This is a genomic window from Streptomyces sp. NPDC053432, from assembly GCF_055585365.1.
Genome location: NZ_JBVJKF010000011.1, coordinates 87,322 through 109,941 on the forward strand (window position 1 = coordinate 87,322; position 22,620 = coordinate 109,941).

Annotated in this window: 23 protein-coding genes; 6 read left to right on the forward strand and 17 right to left on the reverse strand. The window is 74.4% G+C overall.

Annotation, left to right across the window (positions count from 1 at the left end):
- Nucleotides 1-342 precede the first annotated feature (342 nt).
- The 4 genes from ACZ6Y1_RS19610 to ACZ6Y1_RS19625 form a co-directional block, all read right to left on the reverse strand.
- Nucleotides 343-1,008 (reverse strand): response regulator transcription factor, encoded by a 666-nt coding sequence (locus tag ACZ6Y1_RS19610; RefSeq protein ID WP_469630902.1) that lies wholly within the window; start codon nucleotides 1,006-1,008, stop codon nucleotides 343-345.
- A complete protein-coding gene (locus ACZ6Y1_RS19615) occupies nucleotides 1,005-2,192 on the reverse strand; it encodes a sensor histidine kinase (protein WP_469630905.1) in 1,188 nt (395 codons plus the stop codon). The genes ACZ6Y1_RS19610 and ACZ6Y1_RS19615 overlap by 4 nt, the downstream gene beginning before the upstream one ends.
- A 7-nt stretch (nucleotides 2,193-2,199) precedes the next feature.
- On the reverse strand, nucleotides 2,200-2,862 hold the full coding sequence (locus tag ACZ6Y1_RS19620) for a DUF998 domain-containing protein (protein ID WP_469630908.1): 663 nt from the start codon (nucleotides 2,860-2,862) through the stop codon (nucleotides 2,200-2,202).
- Nucleotides 2,863-3,152: 290 nt separating this feature from the next.
- Nucleotides 3,153-3,740, reverse strand: coding sequence for a TetR family transcriptional regulator (locus ACZ6Y1_RS19625; protein ID WP_469630911.1), 588 nt, complete (start codon nucleotides 3,738-3,740; stop codon nucleotides 3,153-3,155).
- A 115-nt stretch (nucleotides 3,741-3,855) separates the two neighbouring features.
- On the opposite strand from ACZ6Y1_RS19625, the gene ACZ6Y1_RS19630 reads away from it, so the two are divergent.
- Nucleotides 3,856-4,713: a class I SAM-dependent methyltransferase gene (locus ACZ6Y1_RS19630; RefSeq protein ID WP_469630914.1), complete on the forward strand. Its 858-nt coding sequence runs from the start codon at nucleotides 3,856-3,858 to the stop codon at nucleotides 4,711-4,713.
- Nucleotides 4,714-4,873: 160 nt separating this feature from the next.
- On the opposite strand, the gene ACZ6Y1_RS19635 is transcribed toward ACZ6Y1_RS19630, so the two are convergent.
- From ACZ6Y1_RS19635 to ACZ6Y1_RS19645, 3 genes are all read right to left on the reverse strand, one after another.
- Nucleotides 4,874-5,350 (reverse strand): hemerythrin domain-containing protein, encoded by a 477-nt coding sequence (locus ACZ6Y1_RS19635; RefSeq protein ID WP_469630919.1) that lies wholly within the window; start codon nucleotides 5,348-5,350, stop codon nucleotides 4,874-4,876.
- 15 nt (nucleotides 5,351-5,365) lie between these two features.
- On the reverse strand, nucleotides 5,366-5,641 hold the full coding sequence (locus ACZ6Y1_RS19640; protein WP_469630922.1) for an isoamylase early set domain-containing protein: 276 nt from the start codon (nucleotides 5,639-5,641) through the stop codon (nucleotides 5,366-5,368).
- A gap of 149 nt (nucleotides 5,642-5,790) precedes the next feature.
- On the reverse strand, nucleotides 5,791-6,195 hold the full coding sequence (locus ACZ6Y1_RS19645; RefSeq protein ID WP_469630924.1) for a cofilin family protein: 405 nt from the start codon (nucleotides 6,193-6,195) through the stop codon (nucleotides 5,791-5,793).
- 478 nt (nucleotides 6,196-6,673) lie between these two features.
- Between ACZ6Y1_RS19645 and ACZ6Y1_RS19650 the strand changes: the two genes are divergently transcribed.
- The 3 genes from ACZ6Y1_RS19650 to ACZ6Y1_RS19660 all read left to right on the forward strand — a co-directional run bounded on the left by ACZ6Y1_RS19650 (nucleotide 6,674) and on the right by ACZ6Y1_RS19660 (nucleotide 9,199).
- On the forward strand, nucleotides 6,674-7,021 hold the full coding sequence (locus ACZ6Y1_RS19650; RefSeq protein ID WP_469630927.1) for a DUF6343 family protein: 348 nt from the start codon (nucleotides 6,674-6,676) through the stop codon (nucleotides 7,019-7,021).
- A gap of 158 nt (nucleotides 7,022-7,179) precedes the next feature.
- On the forward strand, nucleotides 7,180-8,355 hold the full coding sequence (locus ACZ6Y1_RS19655) for a PP2C family protein-serine/threonine phosphatase (RefSeq protein ID WP_469630932.1): 1,176 nt from the start codon (nucleotides 7,180-7,182) through the stop codon (nucleotides 8,353-8,355).
- Between the two features lie 196 nt (nucleotides 8,356-8,551).
- Nucleotides 8,552-9,199: a YqjF family protein gene (locus ACZ6Y1_RS19660; RefSeq protein WP_469631442.1), complete on the forward strand. Its 648-nt coding sequence runs from the start codon at nucleotides 8,552-8,554 to the stop codon at nucleotides 9,197-9,199.
- A 29-nt stretch (nucleotides 9,200-9,228) separates the two neighbouring features.
- Here the strand turns inward: ACZ6Y1_RS19660 and ACZ6Y1_RS19665 are convergent, their stop codons facing one another.
- Genes ACZ6Y1_RS19665 through ACZ6Y1_RS19675 form a run of 3 tightly spaced genes read right to left on the reverse strand, consistent with a single transcriptional unit; the run spans nucleotide 9,229 to nucleotide 11,885 of the window.
- On the reverse strand, nucleotides 9,229-10,014 hold the full coding sequence (locus ACZ6Y1_RS19665) for a maleylpyruvate isomerase family mycothiol-dependent enzyme (RefSeq protein WP_469630934.1): 786 nt from the start codon (nucleotides 10,012-10,014) through the stop codon (nucleotides 9,229-9,231).
- Between the two features lie 18 nt (nucleotides 10,015-10,032).
- On the reverse strand, nucleotides 10,033-11,142 hold the full coding sequence (locus ACZ6Y1_RS19670) for a glycosyltransferase family 9 protein (RefSeq protein ID WP_469630938.1): 1,110 nt from the start codon (nucleotides 11,140-11,142) through the stop codon (nucleotides 10,033-10,035).
- Entirely contained in the window at nucleotides 11,139-11,885 is a 747-nt protein-coding gene (locus ACZ6Y1_RS19675; RefSeq protein ID WP_469630941.1) for an SDR family oxidoreductase, read from the reverse strand. Before ACZ6Y1_RS19675 ends, ACZ6Y1_RS19670 begins: the two co-directional genes overlap by 4 nt.
- Nucleotides 11,886-12,384: 499 nt before the next feature.
- Here ACZ6Y1_RS19675 and ACZ6Y1_RS19680 point away from each other — a divergent pair, with 499 nt between their 5' ends.
- Both ACZ6Y1_RS19680 and ACZ6Y1_RS19685 read left to right on the forward strand, forming a co-directional pair.
- A complete protein-coding gene (locus tag ACZ6Y1_RS19680) occupies nucleotides 12,385-13,644 on the forward strand; it encodes an MFS transporter (RefSeq protein ID WP_469631445.1) in 1,260 nt (419 codons plus the stop codon).
- Nucleotides 13,645-13,780: 136 nt separating this feature from the next.
- Entirely contained in the window at nucleotides 13,781-15,325 is a 1,545-nt protein-coding gene (locus tag ACZ6Y1_RS19685) for an FAD-dependent oxidoreductase (protein ID WP_469630944.1), read from the forward strand.
- A gap of 26 nt (nucleotides 15,326-15,351) precedes the next feature.
- On the opposite strand, the gene rfaE2 is transcribed toward ACZ6Y1_RS19685, so the two are convergent.
- The 7 genes from rfaE2 to ACZ6Y1_RS19720 form a co-directional block, all read right to left on the reverse strand.
- Nucleotides 15,352-16,749, reverse strand: a complete 1,398-nt coding sequence (gene rfaE2, locus ACZ6Y1_RS19690) for a D-glycero-beta-D-manno-heptose 1-phosphate adenylyltransferase (RefSeq protein ID WP_469630948.1) — start codon at nucleotides 16,747-16,749, stop codon at nucleotides 15,352-15,354.
- Entirely contained in the window at nucleotides 16,746-17,426 is a 681-nt protein-coding gene (locus tag ACZ6Y1_RS19695; protein ID WP_469630951.1) for a D-sedoheptulose-7-phosphate isomerase, read from the reverse strand. Before ACZ6Y1_RS19695 ends, rfaE2 begins: the two co-directional genes overlap by 4 nt.
- Nucleotides 17,427-17,568: 142 nt before the next feature.
- Nucleotides 17,569-18,840: a glycosyltransferase gene (locus tag ACZ6Y1_RS19700; RefSeq protein WP_469630954.1), complete on the reverse strand. Its 1,272-nt coding sequence runs from the start codon at nucleotides 18,838-18,840 to the stop codon at nucleotides 17,569-17,571.
- Complete coding sequence (locus ACZ6Y1_RS19705) at nucleotides 18,837-19,799, reverse strand: glycosyltransferase (protein ID WP_469630957.1); 963 nt, start codon at nucleotides 19,797-19,799, stop codon at nucleotides 18,837-18,839. Before ACZ6Y1_RS19705 ends, ACZ6Y1_RS19700 begins: the two co-directional genes overlap by 4 nt.
- Complete coding sequence (locus ACZ6Y1_RS19710; protein WP_469630960.1) at nucleotides 19,796-20,875, reverse strand: glycosyltransferase family 9 protein; 1,080 nt, start codon at nucleotides 20,873-20,875, stop codon at nucleotides 19,796-19,798. The genes ACZ6Y1_RS19705 and ACZ6Y1_RS19710 overlap by 4 nt, the downstream gene beginning before the upstream one ends.
- Nucleotides 20,872-21,546: a D-glycero-alpha-D-manno-heptose-1,7-bisphosphate 7-phosphatase gene (locus ACZ6Y1_RS19715; RefSeq protein WP_469630963.1), complete on the reverse strand. Its 675-nt coding sequence runs from the start codon at nucleotides 21,544-21,546 to the stop codon at nucleotides 20,872-20,874. Before ACZ6Y1_RS19715 ends, ACZ6Y1_RS19710 begins: the two co-directional genes overlap by 4 nt.
- Nucleotides 21,543-22,616 (reverse strand): glycosyltransferase family 2 protein, encoded by a 1,074-nt coding sequence (locus tag ACZ6Y1_RS19720; protein ID WP_469630965.1) that lies wholly within the window; start codon nucleotides 22,614-22,616, stop codon nucleotides 21,543-21,545. The genes ACZ6Y1_RS19715 and ACZ6Y1_RS19720 overlap by 4 nt, the downstream gene beginning before the upstream one ends.
- Nucleotides 22,617-22,620: the final 4 nt, after the last annotated feature.

Below are 22,620 nucleotides of genomic sequence, written 5' to 3' on the forward strand. Positions count from 1 at the left end.
TGGAGTCCGAGTCGTCGCAGGACCCCCGCGCGTACCCGGACGACGATCGTGCCGTGCCAGTGCCCGTCGGAACCCACACCGCACATGTGGTCGATGCGGACCTCGTGGTCGGCGAAGGGGTACCAGTCGATTCCCCGGTCACGCAGTCAAACCGACATCAGCCGGCCGGGCCGCGGGCCGCCGGCGGCGTTCTCGAAATAGAAGAGGGTCACCCAGTCTGAGGTGTGTCCGTTCATGACCGCCATCATGCCGCATGACGTGCCCACGCCACTGCTGATGACGCCGCGGGCGCCGCGGGCGCCGCGGGCGCCGCGGGCGCCGTGCGGGACTTTCGCAACCCCCCTAGCCGCCGGCGCGGACCAGGCCCGTCTCGTAGGCGAGGATCACCAGTTGGGCGCGGTCGCGTACGCCGAGTTTGGCGATCGCGCGGGTGACGTGGGTCTTGGCGGTGAGCGGGCTGATGAAGAGCCGGGCGGCGATGTGGTCGTTGGACAGGCCGGTCGCGATCAGTCGGGTCACCTCGAGTTCCCGCGCGGTGAGCACGGCGAGCCGTTCGGCGGTGTCGGTGGGGGCTGCCGGGCGGTGCGCGAACTGCTCGATCACCCGTCGGGTCGCGCTCGGTGAGAGCAGCGCGTCGCCGGCGGCCACCGCCCGGACCGCGTGGCGCAGTTCGTCCGGTTCGATCTCCTTGGTGAGGAAGCCGCTCGCGCCTGCGCGCAGGGCCGCGAAGACGTACTCGTCGGTCTCGAAGGTGGTGAGGACGATGACCCGGCAGCCGGCCAGTTCGGGGTCTTCGACGATCGTCCGGGTGGCGGTGAGTCCGTCCGTACCGGGCATGCGGATGTCCATGAGGACCACGTCGGGGCGGACGGCGCGGGCGGCGCGGACCGCCTCGTCGCCGCTGCCGGCCTCGCCCACGACCTCGATGTCCTCGGCCCGGGCGAGGAGGCTGCTGAATCCGGCCCGTACCAGGGCCTGGTCGTCGGCGAGGAGCACCTTGATCGTCATGGGTGGAAGCCTGGCACGGGGATAGCGGCTCGCACGAGCCATCCGTCGCCCTTGTCCCGCGGTCCGGCGCAGAAGTCTCCGCCGAGCGCCCGGACCCGTTCGGCCATTCCGCGCACCCCGTGCCCGCCGGCTCCCGGTGTCTGCGCGACGGTCCGGCCGTCGTCGACGACGCTCACTTCCAGCCTCCCGTCGACGAGCCGGACGATGACGTCGGCCCGTGACGCCGCCGCGTGGCGGACCGTGTTGGTGAGGGCCTCCTGGACGATCCGGTGGACGGCGAGGGACACCGGTGCGGGGACGGCGGCGAGGTCGCCGGCCGTCTCCAGCCGTATGTCCAGCTCCGCCGTCCGCATCCGGTCGATGAGCGCCGCCACCTCGGGCACGCCGGCCGCCGGGTCTCCCGGGACCTCCCCGGGCGCGCGCAGCACGTGGACGAGCGCCCGGAGGTCCCGTACGGCCTCGGTACGGACCTGCTGGGCGGTGGCGAGCGCGGCCCTCGCCTCTTCCGGCGAGTCGTCCAGGGCCTCGGCCGCGACCCGGAGCTGGATCCCGACGACGGTGAGGGTGTGCCCGACGACGTCGTGCAGTTCGCGGGCGATGTCCAGGCGGGCCTCCGCGATCCGCCGGCCGGCTTCCGAGTCCCGCTCCCGCGCGGCCCGCAGCAGGCGCTCGCCGAGTTCGGCGCGCCAGCGCAGCCTGTTGCGGTAGGCGGTCGCGGCGGCGAGGAGCACCGCCAGCCACAGCGCCTCGGCTCCCAGGGAGACGAGGACCTCGCGCGGGGTGGCGCCCCCGGCCGACGTCTCATAGGTCGTGGCGAAGGCCAGTTCGGCGAGGCCGACGCCGAACGCCCACGGGAGGCCGGGCCGGCCGGGCCGGTCGTCGGCGGCCAGAGTGGCGCAAGCGGCTGAGACCGGCCACACCCAGCCGCCGTCGGTGAGTCCGGAGGTGCGCAGGACGACCACGGCCTGCACGCTCAGCAGCAGTACGGCGAGCGGCCACCGGCGGCGCCCTAGAAGGAGCAGGCCCAGCCACAGGGCGAGCGGCAGGGCTCCCGCGGCGTCCAGTCGGCCGCCGAACAGGGCGGTGCCCGCCAGGACGGCGACGGCGGTGCCCGCCGCGAGGAGCCCGTCGATCAGCCGCGCCGCGCGGGGGTCGGCGGGGGCGGGGACGGGGGGTCGGTCCATGCGCCGATCATGCACGAGGGTCCCGCCCCCGCTCGTCGCGGGGGCGCGTCGCGGCCAGGGCGAGCGCGATCCACCCCAGGTCGGCGGCGAGTACGAGGCGTTCGGCAAGACCGACGAGTGTGGGGGCGCCGCCCAGTCCCAGCGACGGACCGCCGTCCATCACATCGACGAGGAAGACCGCGAGCGCCGCCGTGGCGGCGACCGGGGCAAGAGTGAAGGCGTTCAGCGTCGTGCGCAGGTCGGGCCGCCGGGCCGTGAGCGTCCCGCGCAGCAGCACGGCGGCGGTCGGCAGGGCGGCGAAGGCGAGGAAGGCCGCGGTGCCGTGTACGAGTTCGGAGAGGGAGGGGCGGCTCCACTGGCCGGGCGGGTCAGCAGGGAAGAGGGCCGCGACGAGAATGCCGCCCGTCCACACCACGAGTGCGGCCCGACCCGCCCGCCGGTTGGCGGCGCCCAGCCGGACCGCGAGGACGGCGGAGGCGGCCGCGACGGCCAGCAGGGCCGCCGGGAGCAGCCAGCCGGCCGTGCCGTGGACGTACCGGCTGAGGGTCTCGCTCACCAGGTCGTACCCCGGGTTGAGCATCTCCACCGCGGCCATCGCCAGGGCCCCGGTGCCTGTCAGGATGAGCGGAGCCCGTACTCCCGCCGCCGGTGCCGTGTTCGTCGCCGTCATGCCGTCCTCCTCGGTGTCGTTCCGGTGATCCAGAACCTACGGAGGGGGCGGGGGCGGCCGCGTCGTCCCGATGCGGACATCGGGTCGTACCTCGGATGGCGTCGTCGTCCGGCCGGCTGCACCGTTTGGTGTACGTGCCGGGACAGTCGGGCCGACGTCATGCGCCGCGCCCGGCAGGGCGGGCGGCGGCTCGGCGTGCGCCGGACGGCGGCGATCACCGCCCCCGCTTACCGCTCGCCCCCGCCTACCGCTCGCCGCCGCGGGCCGCCGCCGCGGCCCGGGCATGCGGGTCAGCCGCCCAGGAGTACGGCCAGCAGCCGCTGCGTGGTCGCCGCGGTGTCGGCCGTCCGTCCGGGGCTGCGGGTCATCAGCAGGTGGTGGGTCGTGCCGACGAGCGCGAGCGCGATGGCGTCGGCGTCACTGCTCGCGGGGATCCGGCCCGCCTGGCGTTCCGCCTGCAGGTAGGCGGTGACGGCGTGCTGGATCGCGTCGAACGCCGGCGCGCCGGACCGGAAGCCCTCGCGTGTGTGCGACGCGGCCCCGGGACGGGTCATCGCCAGGCCCACCACCGCGGGAGGCAGGGAGTCCAACAGGGCCCCGACGACCTCCTGGAGGTTCTGCGCGACCGTGGCCTGACCCACTTTGGCCTGCAGGGCCTCGGCCTGGCGGGCGCTGCGCGCGAACCGGTCCAGGACCAGCTCGGCGACGAACTCGTCCAGGCCCGCGAAGTGCGTGTGCAGCACGCCCTTGGCGCAGTCCGCCTCCGCGGTGACCGCGCGGCTGGTCAGGGCCGCGGCGCCGTCGCGGGCCACCACCCGTTCCGCGGCCGCGAACAACCGCTCACGCAAGTCCGGGATCGCCACTCCACGAGGTGACACAACAGCCCCTTCTCCTCGGCCCGTTGCAAGAATGGGCGCTCGCCCATACTGTTTGGGCACTTGCCCATTCTAGGGCCGGGGCGCCCGCTGCGCCCCGGCGGGAGGGAGTTCACCCATGGGGCACTTCGCCAACACCGCGCAGGCCGAGGCGTGGAACGGATACGAGGGCGCGCAGTGGGCCCGCAGCCAGGAGCGCTGGGACGCCGTCAACGACGGCTTCAACCAGCCCCTGCTGGACGCAGCGGCCATCGCGGAGACCGACACGGTCCTGGACGTAGGCTGCGGAGCCGGCCGCACCACCCGCCTCGCCGCCCGGCGCGCCGCGCACGGCCGGGCGCTCGGCCTGGACCTGTCGAATCCGATGCTCGCCAGGGCCCGCGAGAGCGCCGTACGCGAAGGAATCGCGAACGTCGCCTTCGTACAGGGCGACGCCCAGGTCCACCCCCTGGACGCCGGGGCGTTCGACGCGATCATCAGCCGGTACGGCATGACCTTCTTCGCCGACCCGGTCGCCGCGTTCACCCATCTCCGCCGCGCGCTGCGTCCCGCCGGCCGGCTGGCCTTCATCTGCGCGGCCGAGGCCGAGGCCAACGAGTGGCTGGCCGCGCTGGCCTCGCTCAAGGACATCCTGCCGCTCGGCGGCTTCGGGAAGCCCGGCGGCCCCGGCATGTTCTCCCTGACGGACCCCGGCCGCATCCGCGACCTGCTCACCGCGGGCGGGTTCGACCGTGTGGACGTGCAGCGCACCGAGGCGGCGGGGAAGTGGGGCGCCGACGCGGGGGACGCCGCGGCGTTCCTGCTGGACTCCGGCCCCGGGCGCCACCTCCTCGACCAGGTGGCCCCGTCCGCGCAGGACGCGGCACGTCAGGCGCTGACAGCCGCCCTGCAGCGCCATGAAGCGGACGGCGGGGTGTGGCTGCGCAGCAGTTCCTGGCTGGTCACCGCCGTGCGCGGCGGGACGACACGAAACTGAAAGGTCCGGGGGCACGCAAGCTGCTGCCTGCGGTCCGAGAATCGGCCGAGCACACGAAACTGTGGCCGCCTGGCCGGCGGTCCTATCCCCGCCTGCCGGGCCCATTACCCCAGCGGCGTGGCCGCAGGCACCTCGCAGGACGCCGTACGGCGCGGTCGTGTCACTTGGAAGCGGCGCTGGGCACGGCCAGCGGGTCCCGGGGTGCGTCGTCCTTCGCGGCCCGGAGCTGCTCGCCGAGCTCGGTGAGCCGGTTGCGGCCCATGGCCTTGCGGACGTCGGGGAACCAGTCCTGCTCCTCTTCCTCGACGTGGTGGCGCACCTGCTCCATCAGCACGCTCATCTTGGCCTTGAACCGCTCGTCGGACGGATCGATGTCCTTGAGTTCCGAGAGCATCCACACCACCGCGTGATGCTCCTCGACGCTCTCCAGGATGTGATCGGTCGTATCCGGGGCGGCCTCGCGGGCGGCGGGGTAAAAGTACTTCTCCTCGATCCAGGCGTGCACCGTCAGCTCCTCGATCACCGCGTCGGCGATCTCGCGGCGCTCGGCGGTGTCGTCGTCGCCGGTCTTCTCGAAGCGCTTGAAGAGCTTCTCGACCGTCTTGTGGTCCTCGCGCAGCAGCACGATCGCATCCATGGTCAGTCCTCCGGCTCAGGTGTGGATCCGGCTGTTGGTTCCGTCATGGGCGTCGGCGTGTTCGTCGTCGAACCAGTGGTCCCCGACGGCCAGATAGCGGAAGGAGTGCTCTGCCTGGTTGGGCAGCGTGACCGTTGCGGCCCGGGTGCCGTCACCGCGTGAGGTGAGGGGGTGGGCGGAGGGGTTCCAGTGGTTGAAGTCCCCCACCACGCTGACCGGCCCGCCCGGTGTGTCCTCGGGCAGGACGAAGGTGACCTGGGTGCGGCCCTTGAGCTGCTTGCGTTCGAGCACGGAGACTCCCGGCGGGAAGGGGCGGGACAGAGGGGCCCCCGCACCCTGACACGGGCATGCCCTCGTCCCTCCCGTACACGCCGCCGGCAGCCGGCCCGTCACCCTCCCGGCCCCCGGGCACCCCCACCAGGTCAGCGCGACAGCCGGCCTCAGCGGGCCAGCGCGACCAGCCGCCGGTACTCCAGCTGGTCCGCCCGCCTGGCCGTGAGATGGACCCGCACGTCCGGCAGGTCCTCCTTCAGGGCGGTGTAGCCGGCCGTGTAGGCCTCTTCCTGTGCACTGGCACCCGCCGGCATCCACAGGATCAGCAGGTGTTCGTGCCTGCGCGCGCCTTCCGGGGTGGCGAAGGCCAGTTCGTGGAGGACAAGGCGGGTCTGATCCGCGGGCAGGGCAGCGATCAGCTCGTCGTGGGTCAGGTTTCCCTCCACCTCGACCACGAGTACACCGGGGGTGTCCGCGAAGCGGAGGATCACGGTGTTGATCTCCCGCGTCTGCTGCAGGTGATGGAGGGCATCACGGCAGCCATCCGAAAGGAGGATCGGGCAGCTCACCATGGCCTCGCTTCACTCGTCGCCCCAGCTCCGCTCATACGTGCTGGGCCTTCCGTTCCGGGGTGGTCCAACGCCTCGGGCAGCAGTCCGAGCATGTCCAGCAGCAGCGCCAGATCTTCCGCATCAAGGGCGCGCGCCGCAACGGCACGGGCGGCCGCCACACCGTTTGCCGCCACTGCGGAACACGCCAGAAGCGCCGACTCATCACAGCCAAAGGGATCCTTCACCCGCCGATCCCACCATCCCCGCCCGCCCTGCGCAGCCGCGCTTGCTCCACCTGCCCCAGCGCCGCCCGGCTGCCACCGGCGCCGCCAGGCCCCGCCCCGGCCCGGTACCCCGGCGAGCACACCGCGCCTTGCAGCACCACCGGGGCAGGTGTGAAGGGTCAGGACGTGGGCAGGCGCTCCGGTCCGGGGAGGGCCAGGGCGTCGGCTCGCCGCCTTGGCGCAACGCGAGGCCTCGCCGGCGAGAGGGCATCGTCATGGGATCTCATCGCCCACACCAGCACGATCGCAGCGGGCGCGCCGCCGACCGGCGCGCGAGTGCGGCGGCCGCGCGCTGGCGGCACGACGGCAGCGAGCCCCGATGGGCCCGCAGCGATCTCAAGCTCCGCCGTCTGCTTTCCCTGCTCTTCGCTCCGGTCTTCCTGCTGACCGGCGTCGTCATGCTGCTCGCCGCGTCCGAAGCGACTTCCGACAGCAGCCCGCCGCGGGGCATGTACACCGCTCTCGCCATCGGCTGCTTCCTGCTCGCCCTGACCGCTCTGGTGGACCTGTACGTCATCAGGCGCAGGCGGCGCGAGCAGCAACGCTGGCACCGCACCTCCTGACGCGACGCGGCACGCGCCCGAAGTGGGGATGCGGGCGTCGGGGTGGGGGGCGCGGGTAGGGGGGCGCGGCGTGGATACCGGACGCCGCGCCGTGAATGTGTAGCGTCCGGAACCATCAGGTCTTCTTACGAGGGCATGGTCGATGGCCGGGAGGCTGAGTGGCGGGCAACCAGATCGGGCTGGCGGATGTCCTGGCGGCGGCCGAGAAGGCCGCGCCGGTGGATTCTCTGGATGTGGTGGCCCGGAACCTCCGGGACCGGTTCGACGCGCGGTACGTGTCGTTCCTGTTCGTCGACATCGTCGAGGGCCGCCTTCTGCGGGTCCACGACACGGCGGCGACCTACCGCGAACACCGCGCCGCACAGGTTCCCCTCTCCGGCCGGAGCGCCTACGACGAGGTCCTGCGCGCTCAGCGGCTGGTGCTGGCGCCGGACGGCGGGCGAGGACAGCGTGTCCTGGCCCCCGTGACCAACCGCGGCGACGCGATCGGAATCCTGGAGCTGTTCCTCGACGCCGTCACGCCGGAGGTGCTGGAACAGGTCGAGGAGGCCGCGCACGCGCTGGCCTACATCATCGTCACCGACCGGCGCTTCACCGACCTCTACCACTGGGGCAACCGCACCACCCAGGTCAGCCTGTCAGCCGAGATCCAGCACCAGCTCCTGCCCGCCGCCTCCTGCTGCGAAGCACCCCAGTTCACCGTCGCCTGCGCCCTCGTGCCGGCCGCCGACATCGCCGGCGACACCTACGACTACAGCCTCGACAGCGACACCCTGCACCTGTCCATCACCGACGCGATGGGCCACGACACCAACGCCTCCCTCATGGCCACCCTCCTGGTCAACGCCTCCCGCGGCGCCCGCCGCGCCGGCGAGGACCTCGCCGAACAGGCCCGCCAGACCCACCAGGCCCTCCTCGACCACGGCCACCACACCATCGCCACCGGCCAACTCCTGCGCATCGCCCTGGACGGCACCCGCGCTCAGCTCGTCAACGCCGGCCACCCCTGGCCGTACCGCGTACGAGGCGGCACCGTCGACGAACTGCCACTGAAGGTCAACCTGCCCTTCGGCATCACCAGCCAGGGCCCCTACCAGATCCAGGACCTTGACCTGCGCCCCGGAGACCGACTGCTGCTGCACACCGACGGCATGCAGGAACGCGACGCCGAATCCGTCGATCTCCCCGCGCTGCTGCGCGCGACCGTGACCGAGCATCCGCGCGAGGTCGTGCGCGCCCTGATCGGGGCCGTCTCCGACGCATACAAGGGCCTGCCGCCGAAAGACGACGCGACCGTGCTGTGCCTGGACTGGTACGGCCCCAGCGGGCCCTGATCGGCAGCCCGGCCCTTCGCCGACCGGCGTACGGCCCCGGCCCCGCCCCCGCCCCCGCCCCCGCCCCCGCCGTGCGGTGTAGCGTCGAAGGCCAGGCTCGCCCGACTATCCACGGGGACGACGCGCCATGACCAGCACGTTCGGGGGGCAGCAGGGTGCAGACGGTGCGCCGGCTGTCCGGGTGTCGGTGCTGTCGATGTTGTGGAGGCGGCAGGCGTTCGTTCACTGGCCCTTCCGCCCTGACGACGTACAGGCCCTGCTTCCGCCCGGACTCGAGGTCGATCTCTTCGAGGGGCGGGCATGGGTGAGTCTGACGCCGTTCGAAATGACGTCGGTGCGCGCCTGCGGGGTGCCGATGGTTCCGGACACCTTTCCCGAAACCAACCTGCGGACCTACGTACGGCGCCGGGGCGGGCCGCCCGGCATCTGGTTCTTCTCCCTGGACGTTCCCCAGCCGCTGCTGCTCGCCGCGCGCCTGTTCGGCGTGCCCTACTGCCTCGCCGAACTCACCATCGCCCCCGGCAGCGGCGAGTGTCGCTACACCGGCCGCCGGAGATCCCGAGGTCCGGCCTACGACATCGTGGTGCGTCCCTCGGACAGGGCGGCCACCCGCCCCCTCGACAGCTGGCTCACCAACCGGTTCCACTCGTATTCCACACGCTGGGGGCTCCTGTGGCGCACCCCTGTCCGGCACGAGCCATGGCGGCTGGTTCACGCGACGGCGGTCTCGGCCACGCAGTCGCTCACCCGAGCAGCCGGGCTCCCCGACCTCGACGAGGAGCCCCTGGCCCACACCTCGCCCGGCGTCGGGCCTGTCCTGCTGGGCCCCGCCCGCCCCGCCTGAGCCGACGACAACGCGCTCCGGTGGGCGTCCTACTCGTCCGGGTCCCAGGCCCTGAGCTGCTCGAAGACACCTCGGTCGCCGTCGATCCCCAGCGAGTCGACCGGGATACGGTCGTAGATGGCGAGGACCAGCTCGTTGGCCGTGCCCCGAACGGAGAAGTAGGCGGTGGCCGCGTCCGGGTCCTGGCCGTCAGCGGTGTCGGGCCCGGGGAGGCAGGTGCTCCGCGCGCCGTCGGCGGAGAGCGAGAGGCGCCAGGAGCGGCCCTCGGCGGCGTGGAAGTCGATGGCAGCGGGCTTGTGCGGCCAGGCACTCGTCGTGGCGACGCAGGTGGACAGGAACTCCTCGACACCGTCGAGCGCCACCTCGTCCGGCAGCGGCTGCGGGGCACCTGCGGTGATCTGGGCGTCGTACGTGTGCACCGCCATCTGCTGGAGCTGGTGCCGGGCCACGGCACCGGCGGTGTGCGGCGACTGCAGCGTCTCCCACCACGCCCAGCAACCGCGATCCGGGCCGGCCTGCCGCAGTGCGTCCAGCAGTTGGTCCGTGGACTCCGCCAGCCAGGCCAGCAGGGCCTCTCGTTCCCGGGGCGCAGCCGGGGCGCCCTCCGCTGCGGACTTGGCCGCAGCGGGCCCTGCGGCGACGGTGGCGGCCCAGTCACGGCGCCCCTCGCCGATGTGCTGCGCCAGATCGAACAGGGTCCAGTCGGGGCAGGTCGGCACCTGTACGTCGAGGCTGGGGGCGGAGGCGACCGCGGCGCGGAAGGCAGTCGACCGTTCGTCGATCAGCCGCAGCAGAGCGGGGAACTCGAGTTTCATGATCACCCTGAATACCTATCACTGCGCTCCGGCAACCGGACAGTGATTTTTCGCAGCCTCCGTCGCGGGGGGACCCTCGGCCGGAGAGGGACCGGCGGCACCGACACCCGTCGGACGGCCGAGCAGCGACTCCACCTGTTCCACCACCTCGTCCACCGTGATCCGCAGGAGCCGGGCGTCGGGCCGCCGGCCGTGGGCGTCCCCCGGCCGCAGCGGATCCTCGCCGGCTCCGGGCCGCCACAGCACCCGGTGACGGGCCCCCGGGGGCGGTCCCCACAGGCCCGGTGCGACCGGGCCGAACAGAACGACGGACGGGGTTCCGAGGGCAGTGGCCAGGTGGGCCAGCCCCGTGTCCCCGACGACGACGCAACGTGCGTCGGCCACCAGGGCGCCCAGCTGATGGAACGGGACGTCCTGCGCTCCGCCCAGCACCGCTTCCGGCGGGAGGCCGGCGTGAGCGGTCAGCCGACGACCCAGCCGTCGCTCCCCCGCCCCCGCCGTGACGACCACGCGGTGCCCCGCGCGGTCCAGGGCCCGCGCCACGGCCGCGAACCGCTCCACGGGCCATCGGCGGGCACCCGCGTCGGCGCCGGGATGGATGACGACGGCTCCGGGAGCGGGCGACGGGCACGCGGGGCGGGGGATGCCGAGGTCGGCGGGGTCGGCTTCGATCCCGTACCAGCGCAGCAGTCGGCACCAGCGGTCGCGTTCGTGCTCGTCCGGTCGCCATTCGGGCCCGGCGATGCCCGGTGTCCGCGCGTGCCGGAAGGCCAGGAGCCGTCCCGGCCGCAGACGCTGGAGGAGCAGGTGACTGGGGGGCCCGTTGCCGTGCAGGTCCACGGCGACATCGGGGGGCGGGCCCGTCCAGCCGAGCCCGGTGGGCACCGCCCGGCCGGGGGCGACGGTGGGCAGCAGCCGGTCGACCAGGCCCGTCGCCCCGACGGCGGCCGCCAGACGGCCGGGGGCGGCCAGGACGATCTCGCCCTCCGGGACGCTCCGGCGCAGCGCCCGCAGACACGGCACCGCCGTCAGCAGGTCACCGAGCCCCAGCGCCCGCAGCACCAGCACCCGGGGCCCGCGGGGCGTGGACGTCGGCGTGGTCCCGCCGGAGTCGGTTTGCGGGCTCACGGCCAGGACGGTTCCCTGCGCGGAACCACGACCAGTTCCCCCAGGACGCTTCCGCTCGGCACGGAAAGGGCGTACAGCACGGTGTCGGCGACGATCTCCGGGCTCTGGAGCATCGAGACGTCGGCGTCGGGGAACCGCTCCATGATGAAGGCGGTCTCCATGCCGCCCGCGATGACCCCGGTCACCCCGATGCCCTCGCAGTCGCGCTGGGCCTCCTTGAAGAGGGTGTGGGTGAAGGCACGGAGTCCCGATTTGCTCGCCGCGTAGGGGCCGGCTTCCGTCCAGGTCCGGTTGGCGGCGGTGGAGAGGATGTTCACGATGTGCCCGCCGCCCTGGCCCACCATGCGGCGGTACGCCTCCAGGCACAGGTACATCGGCCCGAGCAGGTTGGTGCTCACGACGCGGGTGACCTCGTCCGCGGTGAGGTGCTCGGCCGATTTCGAGACGTCCACGGCGGCGTTGTTGACGAGGATGTCCACTCGCTGACCGGCCTCGTCCACGTCCCGGAAGACGTCGGCGACCGCGCCGGGGTCACAGACGTCGAGGAGCACGGGACGGGCGCGCAGGCCCTGGGCGGTGAGCTCCTCGCACCGCTCCTTCGCCAGGTCCTGTCGTACGTCCGCCAGCAGGACCGAGGCTCCGGCCATGGCCAGGCGGCGGCAGACGGCCGCCCCCAGGCCCCGGCCTCCGCCGGTGACCAGCGCCTGTTTGCCGCTCAGGTCCGTGTACGCCGCGCCGCTCATCCGCCTGCCTTCCGTCGGTGGTGCTCCGGCCGGTCCGGGAATCCTGCCGCCCGGTGGGCCGCTTCACAGTCACTGTCGCCATGGGTGGTGCCGTACGGCGCGCCGGGTTAGACCACAAGGCGGCACGCGGTGCGGCGCGCACTACGCGGGAGGGGGTGCCCGGACGCACGGCGGCGGGGGGGTGTGAGCAAGCCCACGGGCCGGCCTGGAGGCCGGGCAGGGCAAGGGCTGCGGGCCGGTGCGCCGGCTCGCGGACGAGCCCGTCACGGTGAGGAGCCCGCGCCGTCTGCCAGCATGGTCCGGGACCGTTTCCCGTCCGCCGAGCGCCGGTGCGCGGCGGCGGTGTGATCGCCGGTCCCGCCCGTTCTGCCCTTCTTCCGTGCTCCAGGGTCCTTCGCCTGTGTCTCGCTCCATGCCCTCCGCCATGCCCTCCACCGTGCCCGCCGCCGCGTCCCGCGCCGCCTCCAGGTCGCCGTGGCGGTCCCTCCGCTACCGCAGCATGCGCTGGTGGGCCGTCGCCAACTTCGTGTCCAACGCCGGTACGTGGATGCAGCTGACGGTCCAGAACCTGCTCGTGCTGCAGATCACCGGCTCGGCCGCCGCGACCGGTCTGTCCCTGTCGGTGCAGGCCGCGCCCGGGCTGCTGTTCGGCCTCCTGGGCGGTACCGCCGTCGACCGCTGGCCCCGCAGGCTGACCGCCGCCGTGGGCCAGGCACTGCTGGGGGCGGTGGCCCTGGTGACCGCCGTCCTGGTGGCGACGGGCCGGCTCGACCTGCCGGTGCTGCTGGTCCTGGCTGCCCTGACCGGGCTGATCGCCACCGTCGACGGGCCCGCGTGCGCGCTGCTGGGCAACGACCTCGTCCGTACGGAGGACGTCCCTTCCGCGATCGGGGTGGGGTCGCTCGTCCACAGCGCCGGCCGGCTCGTGGGCGCCGCGCTCGCCGGTGTCGCCGTGGGTCTCCTCGGCACGTCGGCGGCGTACGCGGCGAACGGTCTTTCGTTCCTCTTCGTCGCCTGCGTGATCCCCTTCCTCAGGGCGGCGCGCACGTCGGGGCCCCAGGCGCCGGGTGCCGAGCCGGTCCCGCCGTCCGAGCGGACGGCGGAAGCGGCCCTGACCGCCCGGGAGGGCCTGGCGTTCTTCATGCGGCGTCCCCGCCTGGTCGCGCTCGCCGGCCTCAACGGCATCAGCGCCCTGTTCGGCCGCAACTACTCACTGACGCTCGTGGTGCTGGTCACCGGGCCACTCGCCGGGAACGCGGAGTCCTTCAGCAAGGTCTCCACCGTCCTCGCCGTCGGCGGCATCATCGGCGCCGTCCTCGGCGCCCGGCTGCGCAAGCCGGGTGTGCGGCTGGTGGGTGCCCTGACGGTCGCCGGCGCGCTGCTCCAGGTACTGGCCGGCCTGTCCCCCTCGCTCGCGCTGCTGCTGGTCCTGGTCCTGCCGATGGCCGTGGCGGAGTCCGTTTCCGACACCGCCCAGTCCACGGTCCTGCAGACCGATCCGCCGGCCCGGATGCGGGGCCGGGTCCTCGGAGCCTGGTCCAGCATCCGCACCGTCTGGGGGCTGGCGGCGCCGCCCGCGCTGGGACTGATGATGGAGCTGGCGGGCGTACGTGCCGCTCTCGTCGGCGGCGGACTGATCGTGACCGGGGCGGTGGCGGCCGGCTACTTCGTGCGAGGCCGCGGGTCGCGCCGGATCACGCCGGCGCGGGTGGCGGATGCCGCCGTGCCCGCCCGCGCCGCCCTGGAGGCCGTGGCCTGAGCCTCCCGAGAGGCGAAGGCCGGCTCTTCACGGACGGCCGGGGCGCTGCTCCGTCGGCGGCGGGCGGCCCGCGCACGCGGCGGCCGCTCGCGCCGTGTCCGCGCATCGCGGCCCGCTTCCCGGGCAGTCGCCGGGCATGACTCCGACACCCGACCGCACCCTGTCCTACTGGATGCAGACGGCAGGCATGCCGTCCTTCGATCCGCTGACCACCGACGCCGAGGTGGACGCGGCCGTCATCGGCGGCGGTATCGCAGGCCTCAGCACGGCCCGAGAACTCGCGCGAGCCGGTCTGAGCGTCGTACTGCTGGAGGCCGGACGCCTGGCCTCAGGGGTGACGGGCCACACCACCGGCAAGATCACCGCCCTGCACGGCACTGTCTACGCCACGCTGAGGAGCCGGCACGGGGACGACGCGGCCCGCCTCTACGCGGCGTCGCAGAGCGCGGCCCTGGACCACATCGTCGAGACGGCCCGGAGCCTCGGTGTCGACTGCGACCTGGAACGCCGGCCCGCCCTGACCTATTGCGAAGAACCGGACGGAGTCGAAGCCCTGCGCGCCGAGGCCGAGGCCGCCCGGGCTGCGGGTCTCGACGCCTCCTTCGTGACCGGGACCGGCCTGCCCTACCCGGTGGCGGGCGCCGTCCGGGTCGAGGACCAGGCCCAGTTCCACCCGCTGGCGTACCTGCGGGGGGTCGTGCGGGACCTGGTCGCCCGTGGGGGCCGCGTCCACGAGAACACGCGGGTCACCGGCGTGGACGGGGGCGATCCGTGCCGTATCGCGACCTCCTCCGGCCGCACCGTCCGTGCCCGCCACGTGGTCGTGGCCACCCACCATCCGGTGTTCGACCACGCCGTACTCGCGACCCGGCTCACCCAGCACCGCGATCTGGTGATCGCGGGTCCCCTGCCCTCCGACCGGGATCCGCAGGGGATGTACATCACCACGGAGGGCGGGAAGCGGTCCGTCCGCACGACGCCTCTGGGCGACGGCGGTCGGCTTCTGATCGTCACGGGAGAGGCCTTCACCCCCGGCACCGGCGAGGACACGGAAGCCGGATACGCCCGTCTCCGGTCGTGGGCGCAGGAGCGTTTCCCCGGTTTCGAGGTGAGCCACCGGTGGGCGGCGCAGGACAACAGCGCCACCGACGGCCTCCCCCTCGTCGGCCGGATGCGCGGCGGCGGCGAGAACGTCTACGTCGCCACCGGTTTCGCCGGGTGGGGCATGACCGGCGGGGTCCTGGCCGGACGGCTGATCGCCTCCCTCGTCACGGAAGCCGGGGAACCGTGGGCGGCGCTGTACGACCCGGGCCGCTCGGGTGCCGTCCTCGGCCAGCCGTCCGCGTTCCTGAAGGCGCAGTGGGAGACCGCCAAGCACTTCGTCAAGGACCGTCTGGAGACGCTGGGGGACGGTACGAACGGTCCGGTCGGGGCGCTGAGGCCGGGTGAGGGCACTGTCGTCCGGGCGGAGGGCGGGCCCTGCGCCGTGCACCGTGACGACCGGGGGGACCTGCACACCGTGGCAGCCGTCTGCACCCACATGGGCTGCCTGGTCGCCTTCAACAACGCCGAGCGCACCTGGGAGTGCCCGTGCCACGGCTCCCGCTTCGGCGTCGACGGCGAGGTGCTCCAGGGCCCGGCACTGCGCCCGCTGGAGCGGCGCGATCCCACCGACCTCTGACCCCGCACCGGCCGACCGCGCCGGGCTCAAGGAGCCTGGCGTGCGTCCGCGGCGGCGCGCGCCGCGCGGTCGGCGAGGCGGGTGGTGGAGCGGCCGTCGAGGTACGGCAGGACGATGGTCTGGCCGCCCCAGCGGCGCACCACCGCGGCCTCGGGCAGGGCGTCGGCCGAGTAGTCGCCGCCCTTCACCCACACATCGGGCCGCAGCGCACCCAGCAGGGTCTGCGGGGTGTCCTCCTCGAAGGCCACGACCGCGTCGACACTGCCCAGCGCGGCCAGCACCTTGATGCGGTCCTCCAACGGGGTGAGCGGGCGGCCCGGCCCTTTCAGCCGCCGCAGCGAGGCGTCCGAGTTCACGCAGACCACGAGGCAGTCGCCGATGCGCCGTGCGCTGTCGAGCAGACCCACGTGGCCGGCGTGCAGCAGGTCGAAGCAGCCGCCGGTGGCCACCACTGTGCCGCCTGCGGCGCGCACGCTTTCGGCGAGCGCGAAGGCGTCTGCTACGACCGGGGGCACGGGGCGGCTCCGCCCTCCGCCACGCCACAGGTCCGGGTCGCCCGCGCCGCCTCCGGCGACGAACGCGGCGGCACCGGCCACCGCCTGCCGTACCGCTTCCTCGGGCAGCGCCCCTTGGGCGAAGGCGACGGCCGCGAGGGCCGCGAAGCAGTCCCCGGCGCCGCACGGGTCGCCCGTCGCCGGGTACGGCACCGGCACGAGCATCGGTGCCGGGGACTCGGGACGGGTCAGCAGTGCGCCGCGGTCGCCCAGGGTCACGACGACCGAGGCGGCGTTCCAGCGTTCCGCGAGATCGGCTCCACGGCGGGCGTGTTCGGCCAGCGAGTGCCCGTCGCCGGGGATGAGGGCGGCGGCCTCGGCCGCGTTCGGGGTCGCCAGCCGCACTCCGCGCACCGGCGGACCGCCGCGCGGGTGCGGGTCCCACACCACGGGCGTGTGCCGGGCCGCGTCCGCCAGCAGCGGTCGTACCGCGTCGGCGGTGCCCCTGCCGTAGTCGGCGACCAGGACGGCGGGCGCCCCGGCGAGTACGTCGCGGACACCCGGGGGGACCGGACCGACCGTGCCGCCGCCCCGGTCGATCCGGACCAGGGGCCTGTTGTCGGCCAGGACCCGGGTCTTGACGGGGAGCGTTCCCTCCAGCGGCAGTTCCACGAGCCGGACGCGCCCGCGCAGCGCCTCGCGGACCGTGTCGCTGGCTTCGTCCGTGCCGAGGGCGGTCACCAGTACCACGTCACAGCCCGCCCGGGCGGCAACGGCTGCGGCCAGTCCGGCGCCTCCGGGCCGGGCGAGCTCGGCGGTCGCGTCGACGACGGGTACGGGGGCATCCGGCGCCAACCGGTCGACCACGCCCCGGATGTCCCGGTCGAGCAGGACGTCACCGACGACGACCAGCGGTCCGGGGCCCGTCACGGCGTCCTCCCGATCCCGAGGACGGACACCGCGGGCCGGGCCGTCTTCCCGGCGGCGCTCGGGGTGCCGGCGGTCGTGGCGGTCGTGCCGGTCGCGGCGGTGAGCGCCGCGTCGAAGGATTCGCAGAGCAGGTGCACCGCCACCAGGTGCGTCTCCTGCACGGTCGCGGTCGTGGGCGCGTCGATGCACAGGGCCTGGTGGGCGGCCTCCGCGAGCGGGTTCGGGGAGGCGCCGGTCAACGCCCAGACCTCCACGCCGGCCGCGCGGGCCGTCATCGCGGCGGAGAGCAGGTTGGTGCTGCGTCCGGAGGTGGACAGCAGGAGCAGGACGTCACCGTCGCGGCCGTGCGCGGCGACCTGGCGGGCGTAGACGTGCTCGAAGCCGTAGTCGTTGCCGATGGCCGTCATGCTGGACGTCTCGGCGTGCAGGGCGATGGCCGAGTAGGCCGCGCGCTCCTCGCGGTAGCGGCCCACCAGTTCGGCGGTCAGGTGCTGGGCCTGTGCCGCGCTCCCGCCGTTCCCCGCGGCGAGCAGTCGTCCGCCGGCGGGCAGTACCGCGGCGAGCCGGTCGCCCCAGTGGGCGAGCTGGTCGAGGCCCTGCGCGCGCAGGCGCTGCACCGCGTTCTGGAGCGACTGGCAGTGTCGGTGTGCCGCCGCGTGTGCGGGTTCCTGGTTCATGGCGTCGGGCCGGCCGCTCTGGGGAGCGGACCGCGCCCCACCTCCTTCGTGTTTCGGCACTGCGTGGGCCGGGCCGCGGGTCGGGAGGGACCGGGCGGGCGGCGGAGGGCGTTCGTGACGGTGCGGGGCCCCTTCGGCGGGCTCATGTGGCCCCGGCGGCGGTGAGGCGCAGGGCGAGCGCCGAGCGGTAGGACCGTTCGGTGCCGGCGGCGACGTGTTCCCAGCCGTACCGGCTGGTCACGCGGAGCCGCCCGGCCGCGCCGTACGCCTGGCGCAGACCCGGATCGGCCAGCAGCCCGGCCACGGCGTCCGCCAGGGCGCCGGGATCGCCGGGCGGTACCAGCCGTCCGGTCTCCCGGTCGGCCACGGTGTCGAGCTGACCTCCGACGGCGCTGGCCACGACGGGCCGGCCGCACGCCATGGCCTCGAGCGGCACGATGCCGAACGGCTCGTAGTCCGCTGGGCACAGGACGACGTCGGCACTGCGCAACAGGGCGGGTACGTCGGTGCAGGGGACCGCGCCGAGGAAGCGCACGCGGTCGGCGACCCCGGCGGTCCGGGCGAGCTCGCGCAGGCGGAGTACTTCGGGGTCACGGTCGAGGAGGTCGGGCTCGGGGCCGCCCGCGATCACGAGCTCCGCCCCGGGCAGGTGCGCGAGCGCGGCGACGGAGACGGCGGCGCCCTTGCGCGGTACCAGCCGGCCGACCTGGAGCAGCCGGTGGCGGAAGGCCGTCCCGCGTCCGGCGGCCGTGCCGTCCGGGCGGAACCTCTCGGTGTCCACTCCGCACGGGACCACGTCGGCCTTGTCGGCGGGAACGCCCATCAGTTCGAGCTCGGCGACCTCGTCCCGGCAGGTGGCCACCACGCGGTCGCAGCCCAGGCCGATCTCCCGTTCCAGGCCGATGCGTGACGGCGGGCTCGTGTCGGCGCCGCCCTGGTGCCTCTTCTTGACCGTTCCGAGGGCGTGGTACGTGTGGAGCATCGGCAGCCGCAGCTCGCGCGTGGCGGTGAGGGAGGCGAGCCCCGACATCCAGAAGTGCGAATGGACCAGGTCCGGGCCCCGTCCGTGCTGCCACTGCAGGAGGAGGTAGTAGGCGAACTCCCGCATGTGCGGCAGCAGCTCGTCCTTCGGCAGGTGTTCGGCCGGTCCGGCCGGGACGTGGTGCACCATGACGCCGGGGCGCAGCACCGTGCGTTCGGGCAGGTCCCGGGCGTCGCGGCGGGTGTAGACGGTCACGCGGTGGCCGCGGTCGGCGAGGGCCCCGGCCAGGCAGGCCACGTGCACGTTCTGTCCTCCGGCGTCGACTCCGCCCAGGGTCGCGAGCGGGCTCGCGTGCTCGGAGACCAGCGCGAGGGACAGCGGGCGCCGGGCGCGGTGGGGCGGGCCGGTCGACCGCAGACGGGCCGAGGTCATGACCGTACCTCCGTCAGCAGGCGCTCCCAGTCGGCCAGGAAGCGTTTGAGGCCGTGGCGTTCGAGGGCGGCTTGGCGGGCGCGGTCGCCGTCTTCGGCGGCGGCCGCCGGTTCGTCGAGGTAGTGGCGGGCCGCGCGGGCCAGGACGTCGGGCCGGGTGGACAGGACGCCGGTGCCGGGCGGGACCGCTTCCACGGCCTCCGTGGTCGCCAGCGCCACGACCGGCATGCCCAGGTGCATGGCCTCCAGCAGGGACAGCCCGAGGGACGTCCAGCGCACGGGATGGAGGTAGAGCCGGCGCTCCGCCATGGCCGCGTGCAGGTCCCGCTGGGGCAGTTCGTACGAGCGGCACCGGTCGGGGGGCAGCCCCAGGTGCCCGGCGAGTCCTTCGGTCCGCATGCCGAAGACGTCGAGCGGCGCGGACCGGGCCAGGGCCGGCAGCAGGTCGGTGCCCGTGTGGCGGTGCCGGCGTGCGGGCTCGTTGACGACGACGGCGGCGCGGGGCAGCGCGCCGGTGTAGAGGTGTCCCGGGTCGACGATCCCGTGCTCGATGACTTCGGTGCGCGTCGTGCCGTTGTCCCAGAACAGCCGGTTGAAATGCGTGACGTGCACCAGCGTCAGGTCGGTGCGGCCGGCGCACGGGTGGCGGGTGTTGGGCACGTCGCCGTCCGGTGCGTTGTGTTCCAGGTACACCGCGGGCACGTCACGGCCCGGGCGGCGCCCGAGCCAGCGTTCGGCGAGTTCCGCCTCGTGGGGCCGTTGCAGTACGACGACGTCCACCGGTGTCTGCGCCAGTTCGGCGGGAGTGACCTCGCGGACCGAGTCCGGCCAGGCGAAGGTCCGCGCGCGCCCCAGGCCGTCGGGTCCGCGGTCCGGCGTGACGGGGACGAGATAGGTGTGGGGTCCCTGGACGAACGCGGTGGTCCACGATCCGTGGACGTGCCACAGCAGGATGTTCATGCGCTTGCTCCTCGGTGTCTCACGTCGGTGCCCACCGTGGGGGCCGGGTTCCCGTTCGAGGGCGCGGCCCCGATGAGCCCGGCCACGGCGGCCAGCACCTCGTCGTCGCCGATGCCGTCGATGCACGGGTGCCCCGCCACCGGGCAGTCGCGGGCCCGGCTGGCGGCGCAGGCCTCCCTCTGGTCGCCGAGCAGGGCGTGGGGCACGTGGTACGGACGCCACCGCTCGGCCGGGACGACGGGAGCGAAGGCGCAGACCACCGGGGTGCCCACGGCGCAGGCGAGGTGCATCGGACCGGTGTTGCCGGTCACGACGACCCCGGCGCGCGCCAGGACGCCCGCCAGCTCGTGCAGGTCGGCCGTGGCGCCGCCCAGGTCGAGGCCGTGGCGGCCCGCGACCTCGGCGGTCAGTTCCTTCTCCGCCCGGCTGCCCGTGACGACCACCCGGTGCCCCGCGCCGTGCAGGGCCGCCGCGGCACGGGCCGCCCTGGCCGCACTCCACCTGCGAGAGGCCACCGCGGCCCCCGGATGCAGCACCACGTACGGTTCGGGGCCCGTGAGCCGGGTCGAGTCGGGGAACGGGGTGATCGCCAGTGAACCGTCGTCCCCCAGGGGGAGGCGGTAGCCGAAGGCACGGACGAGGTCGAGGGCGGCTTCGGCCTCGTGCCTGCCGCGCTGCCTCCGGTGCCTGAGGTCGAGCAGGGAGCCGGGGTACTCCTCGCAGTCCGCGGCGACGCGTTCGACGCCGGCGAGGGCCAGCAGCAGGGCGGCCGGCAGCGGGCTCTGGTGGTAGGACACCAGGATCACGCCCCGGTCGAAGCGACGGGCGGCCAGGGCGTCCACCAGCAGTCCGCATTCCTCGCGGGAGGTGCGGTTCGGTTCCAGGCCCACCCACGGGGCGGCGTAGACGAGCACCTCGTCCACGCCCGGCAGCAGCCGGGCCGCCGGGAGGCCCTGGGGGCCGCACAGCAGAGTGGTGTGGGACGACCCGGCCGCCACCGCGCGCACCGCGGGGCCGGCCAGCAGGACGTCACCGGCACTGTCGAGGCGTACGACCAGGCTGCGCGGGGCGCTCACCGTGCGGGTCCGCTCGCGCGTACGGGCCGGTCGGACGCCAGGATGAGGCGGACGGCCCCGAGGAGGTCGGGTGCCGTCTCCCGGGCGGCGGCGACCTCTTCGGGGCGCGTCACGGGCGTCGGTACGAGGACGCCCCGCGCTCCGGCTGCCTCGGCCGCCCGCACGTCGGCGCCGATGTCGCCGACGACGACGGTGCGTCCCGGGTCTGCGCCGAGCCGTTCGCAGGCGGCCAGCACCAGGCCGGGCGCGGGCTTGCGGCAGCCACAGCGCGAGTCGGGGCGGTGCGGACACACGGCCCACACGTCGAACGGCCCGAACAGGGCGTCGATGCCCAGGCGTACGGCGTCCACCTGGCCCGGAGTCAGCAGCCCTCGGCCGACGCCGGACTGGTTGCTGACGACACCGACGGGGATGCCCCGGTCGCGCAGGGCCGATATCGCGGCGCGGGCGGACGGCATGGGGGTCACGCGGCCGGGGTCTCCGTTGTAGGGGACGTCGACGACGAGGGTGCCGTCGCGGTCGAAGAGGACCGCTTCCGGCAGCCTGCCGTCGGGGCCGCGGGGAGGCGAGGCCGCGCAGGGGCCGTCCCAGACCCAGGGCCCGTCCGAGGGCCAGGGCCCGTCCGAGGGCCGCGCCCCGGCACGGGGGCGTCCGGTGGGCGGGGGCTTCATGTCCGCACCCGTTCGCGCGGCGTCTGCTCCGGATCCGCGGCATCCCCCAGCGGCGGGCGCGCCGGTCCGAGGGGGCGGGCGTTCCGGTGCGCCGCCCAGCCCCTGAGCCAGTGCCAGGTGGCGACGGGCGGGATCAGCGCGCTGGTCACCAGCATGGTGGTGGTCTCCGTACGGGTCCTCGGCCCGGGCGCGATCCGCGCCACGGCGAACTCCGCGGTGCCGGCCAGCCAGCCGGCCGCGCATACGGCTGCGGCACCGGCCCTGCCGGACAGGGCGCAGCCGACGGCGGCGACGGCCGCGGCGGTGACGGCGACGTGGCGGCGCAGCCGGCCGCGCGGAGCGGCGGCCCGCTCCCACCAGCCGGAGCCGTGCAGCCGGTTCATCAGCACGTCGTCGGCGTTGCCGGCCTGTACGCGCACGGACACCCAGCGGTCGGCGGGCCGTACCGGGTGCGTGGTGCGGCGGGTGCCGGGGGCCAGGGTCCAGCCGCCGTCGAGAAGTCTGAGGGCCAGGTCCGCGTCTTCCCGGAAGGCGCGTGGGAAGCGTTCGTCGAACCCGTCGGCGGCCTCCAGGGCCTCGCGCCGGAAGGCCATGTCGGCGGTGATCCAGCGGGCGGTCGAGAGGCCGGCGGTATTGCGCTCCCAGTCCGTGGGGCGCCGCTCCGAGGGCAACGGCACGTCGATGCGGGCGGTGACGGCGGCCGTGTGGCGGGACGCCGTGGCCAGGTCCCGCGCCAGGTCGCGGCCCCAGGTGGGGCCGGGCACCACGTCGTCGTCCAGGAAGACGATCCACGGCACCCGGCCGGCCGCCCGGGCACCGAGGTTGCGGGCGGCTGCGGGCCCCCGGCCGCCGCCGGCCACGACGGTGGTCACCGGGAGCAGGGCCGGCGGCACTCCCAGGGCGGCGGGTTCCGGGGCGGTGTCCGGCCGGTCATGGACCAGGACGACCGCGGCCGGGCCGCCGCCGTGATCCGTGGCGGCAGCGAGGGCTTCCAGGCAGACGCCCAGACTGGGTCTGCCGAGGGTGGGCACCACCACGGCGTACCTCTCGGTTTCCGGCTGGTGCGTCATGGCG

Excerpts from the sequence above, each read along its gene's own strand:
- ACZ6Y1_RS19610 (WP_469630902.1), bottom strand. The coding sequence starts at position 1,008 with ATGACGATCAAGGTGCTCCTCGCCGACGACCAGGCCCTGGTACGGGCC.
- ACZ6Y1_RS19615 (WP_469630905.1), bottom strand. The coding sequence starts at position 2,192 with ATGGACCGACCCCCCGTCCCCGCCCCCGCCGACCCCCGCGCGGCGCGG.
- ACZ6Y1_RS19620 (WP_469630908.1), bottom strand. The coding sequence starts at position 2,862 with ATGACGGCGACGAACACGGCACCGGCGGCGGGAGTACGGGCTCCGCTC.
- ACZ6Y1_RS19630 (WP_469630914.1), top strand. The coding sequence starts at position 3,856 with ATGGGGCACTTCGCCAACACCGCGCAGGCCGAGGCGTGGAACGGATAC.
- ACZ6Y1_RS19635 (WP_469630919.1), bottom strand. The coding sequence starts at position 5,350 with ATGGATGCGATCGTGCTGCTGCGCGAGGACCACAAGACGGTCGAGAAG.
- ACZ6Y1_RS19645 (WP_469630924.1), bottom strand. The coding sequence starts at position 6,195 with ATGGTGAGCTGCCCGATCCTCCTTTCGGATGGCTGCCGTGATGCCCTC.
- ACZ6Y1_RS19650 (WP_469630927.1), top strand. The coding sequence starts at position 6,674 with ATGGGATCTCATCGCCCACACCAGCACGATCGCAGCGGGCGCGCCGCC.
- ACZ6Y1_RS19660 (WP_469631442.1), top strand. The coding sequence starts at position 8,552 with ATGTTGTGGAGGCGGCAGGCGTTCGTTCACTGGCCCTTCCGCCCTGAC.
- ACZ6Y1_RS19665 (WP_469630934.1), bottom strand. The coding sequence starts at position 10,014 with ATGAAACTCGAGTTCCCCGCTCTGCTGCGGCTGATCGACGAACGGTCG.
- ACZ6Y1_RS19675 (WP_469630941.1), bottom strand. The coding sequence starts at position 11,885 with ATGAGCGGCGCGGCGTACACGGACCTGAGCGGCAAACAGGCGCTGGTC.
- ACZ6Y1_RS19680 (WP_469631445.1), top strand. The coding sequence starts at position 12,385 with ATGCGCTGGTGGGCCGTCGCCAACTTCGTGTCCAACGCCGGTACGTGG.
- ACZ6Y1_RS19685 (WP_469630944.1), top strand. The coding sequence starts at position 13,781 with ATGACTCCGACACCCGACCGCACCCTGTCCTACTGGATGCAGACGGCA.
- ACZ6Y1_RS19695 (WP_469630951.1), bottom strand. The coding sequence starts at position 17,426 with ATGAACCAGGAACCCGCACACGCGGCGGCACACCGACACTGCCAGTCG.
- ACZ6Y1_RS19700 (WP_469630954.1), bottom strand. The coding sequence starts at position 18,840 with ATGACCTCGGCCCGTCTGCGGTCGACCGGCCCGCCCCACCGCGCCCGG.
- ACZ6Y1_RS19705 (WP_469630957.1), bottom strand. The coding sequence starts at position 19,799 with ATGAACATCCTGCTGTGGCACGTCCACGGATCGTGGACCACCGCGTTC.
- ACZ6Y1_RS19715 (WP_469630963.1), bottom strand. The coding sequence starts at position 21,546 with ATGAAGCCCCCGCCCACCGGACGCCCCCGTGCCGGGGCGCGGCCCTCG.
- ACZ6Y1_RS19720 (WP_469630965.1), bottom strand. The coding sequence starts at position 22,616 with ATGACGCACCAGCCGGAAACCGAGAGGTACGCCGTGGTGGTGCCCACC.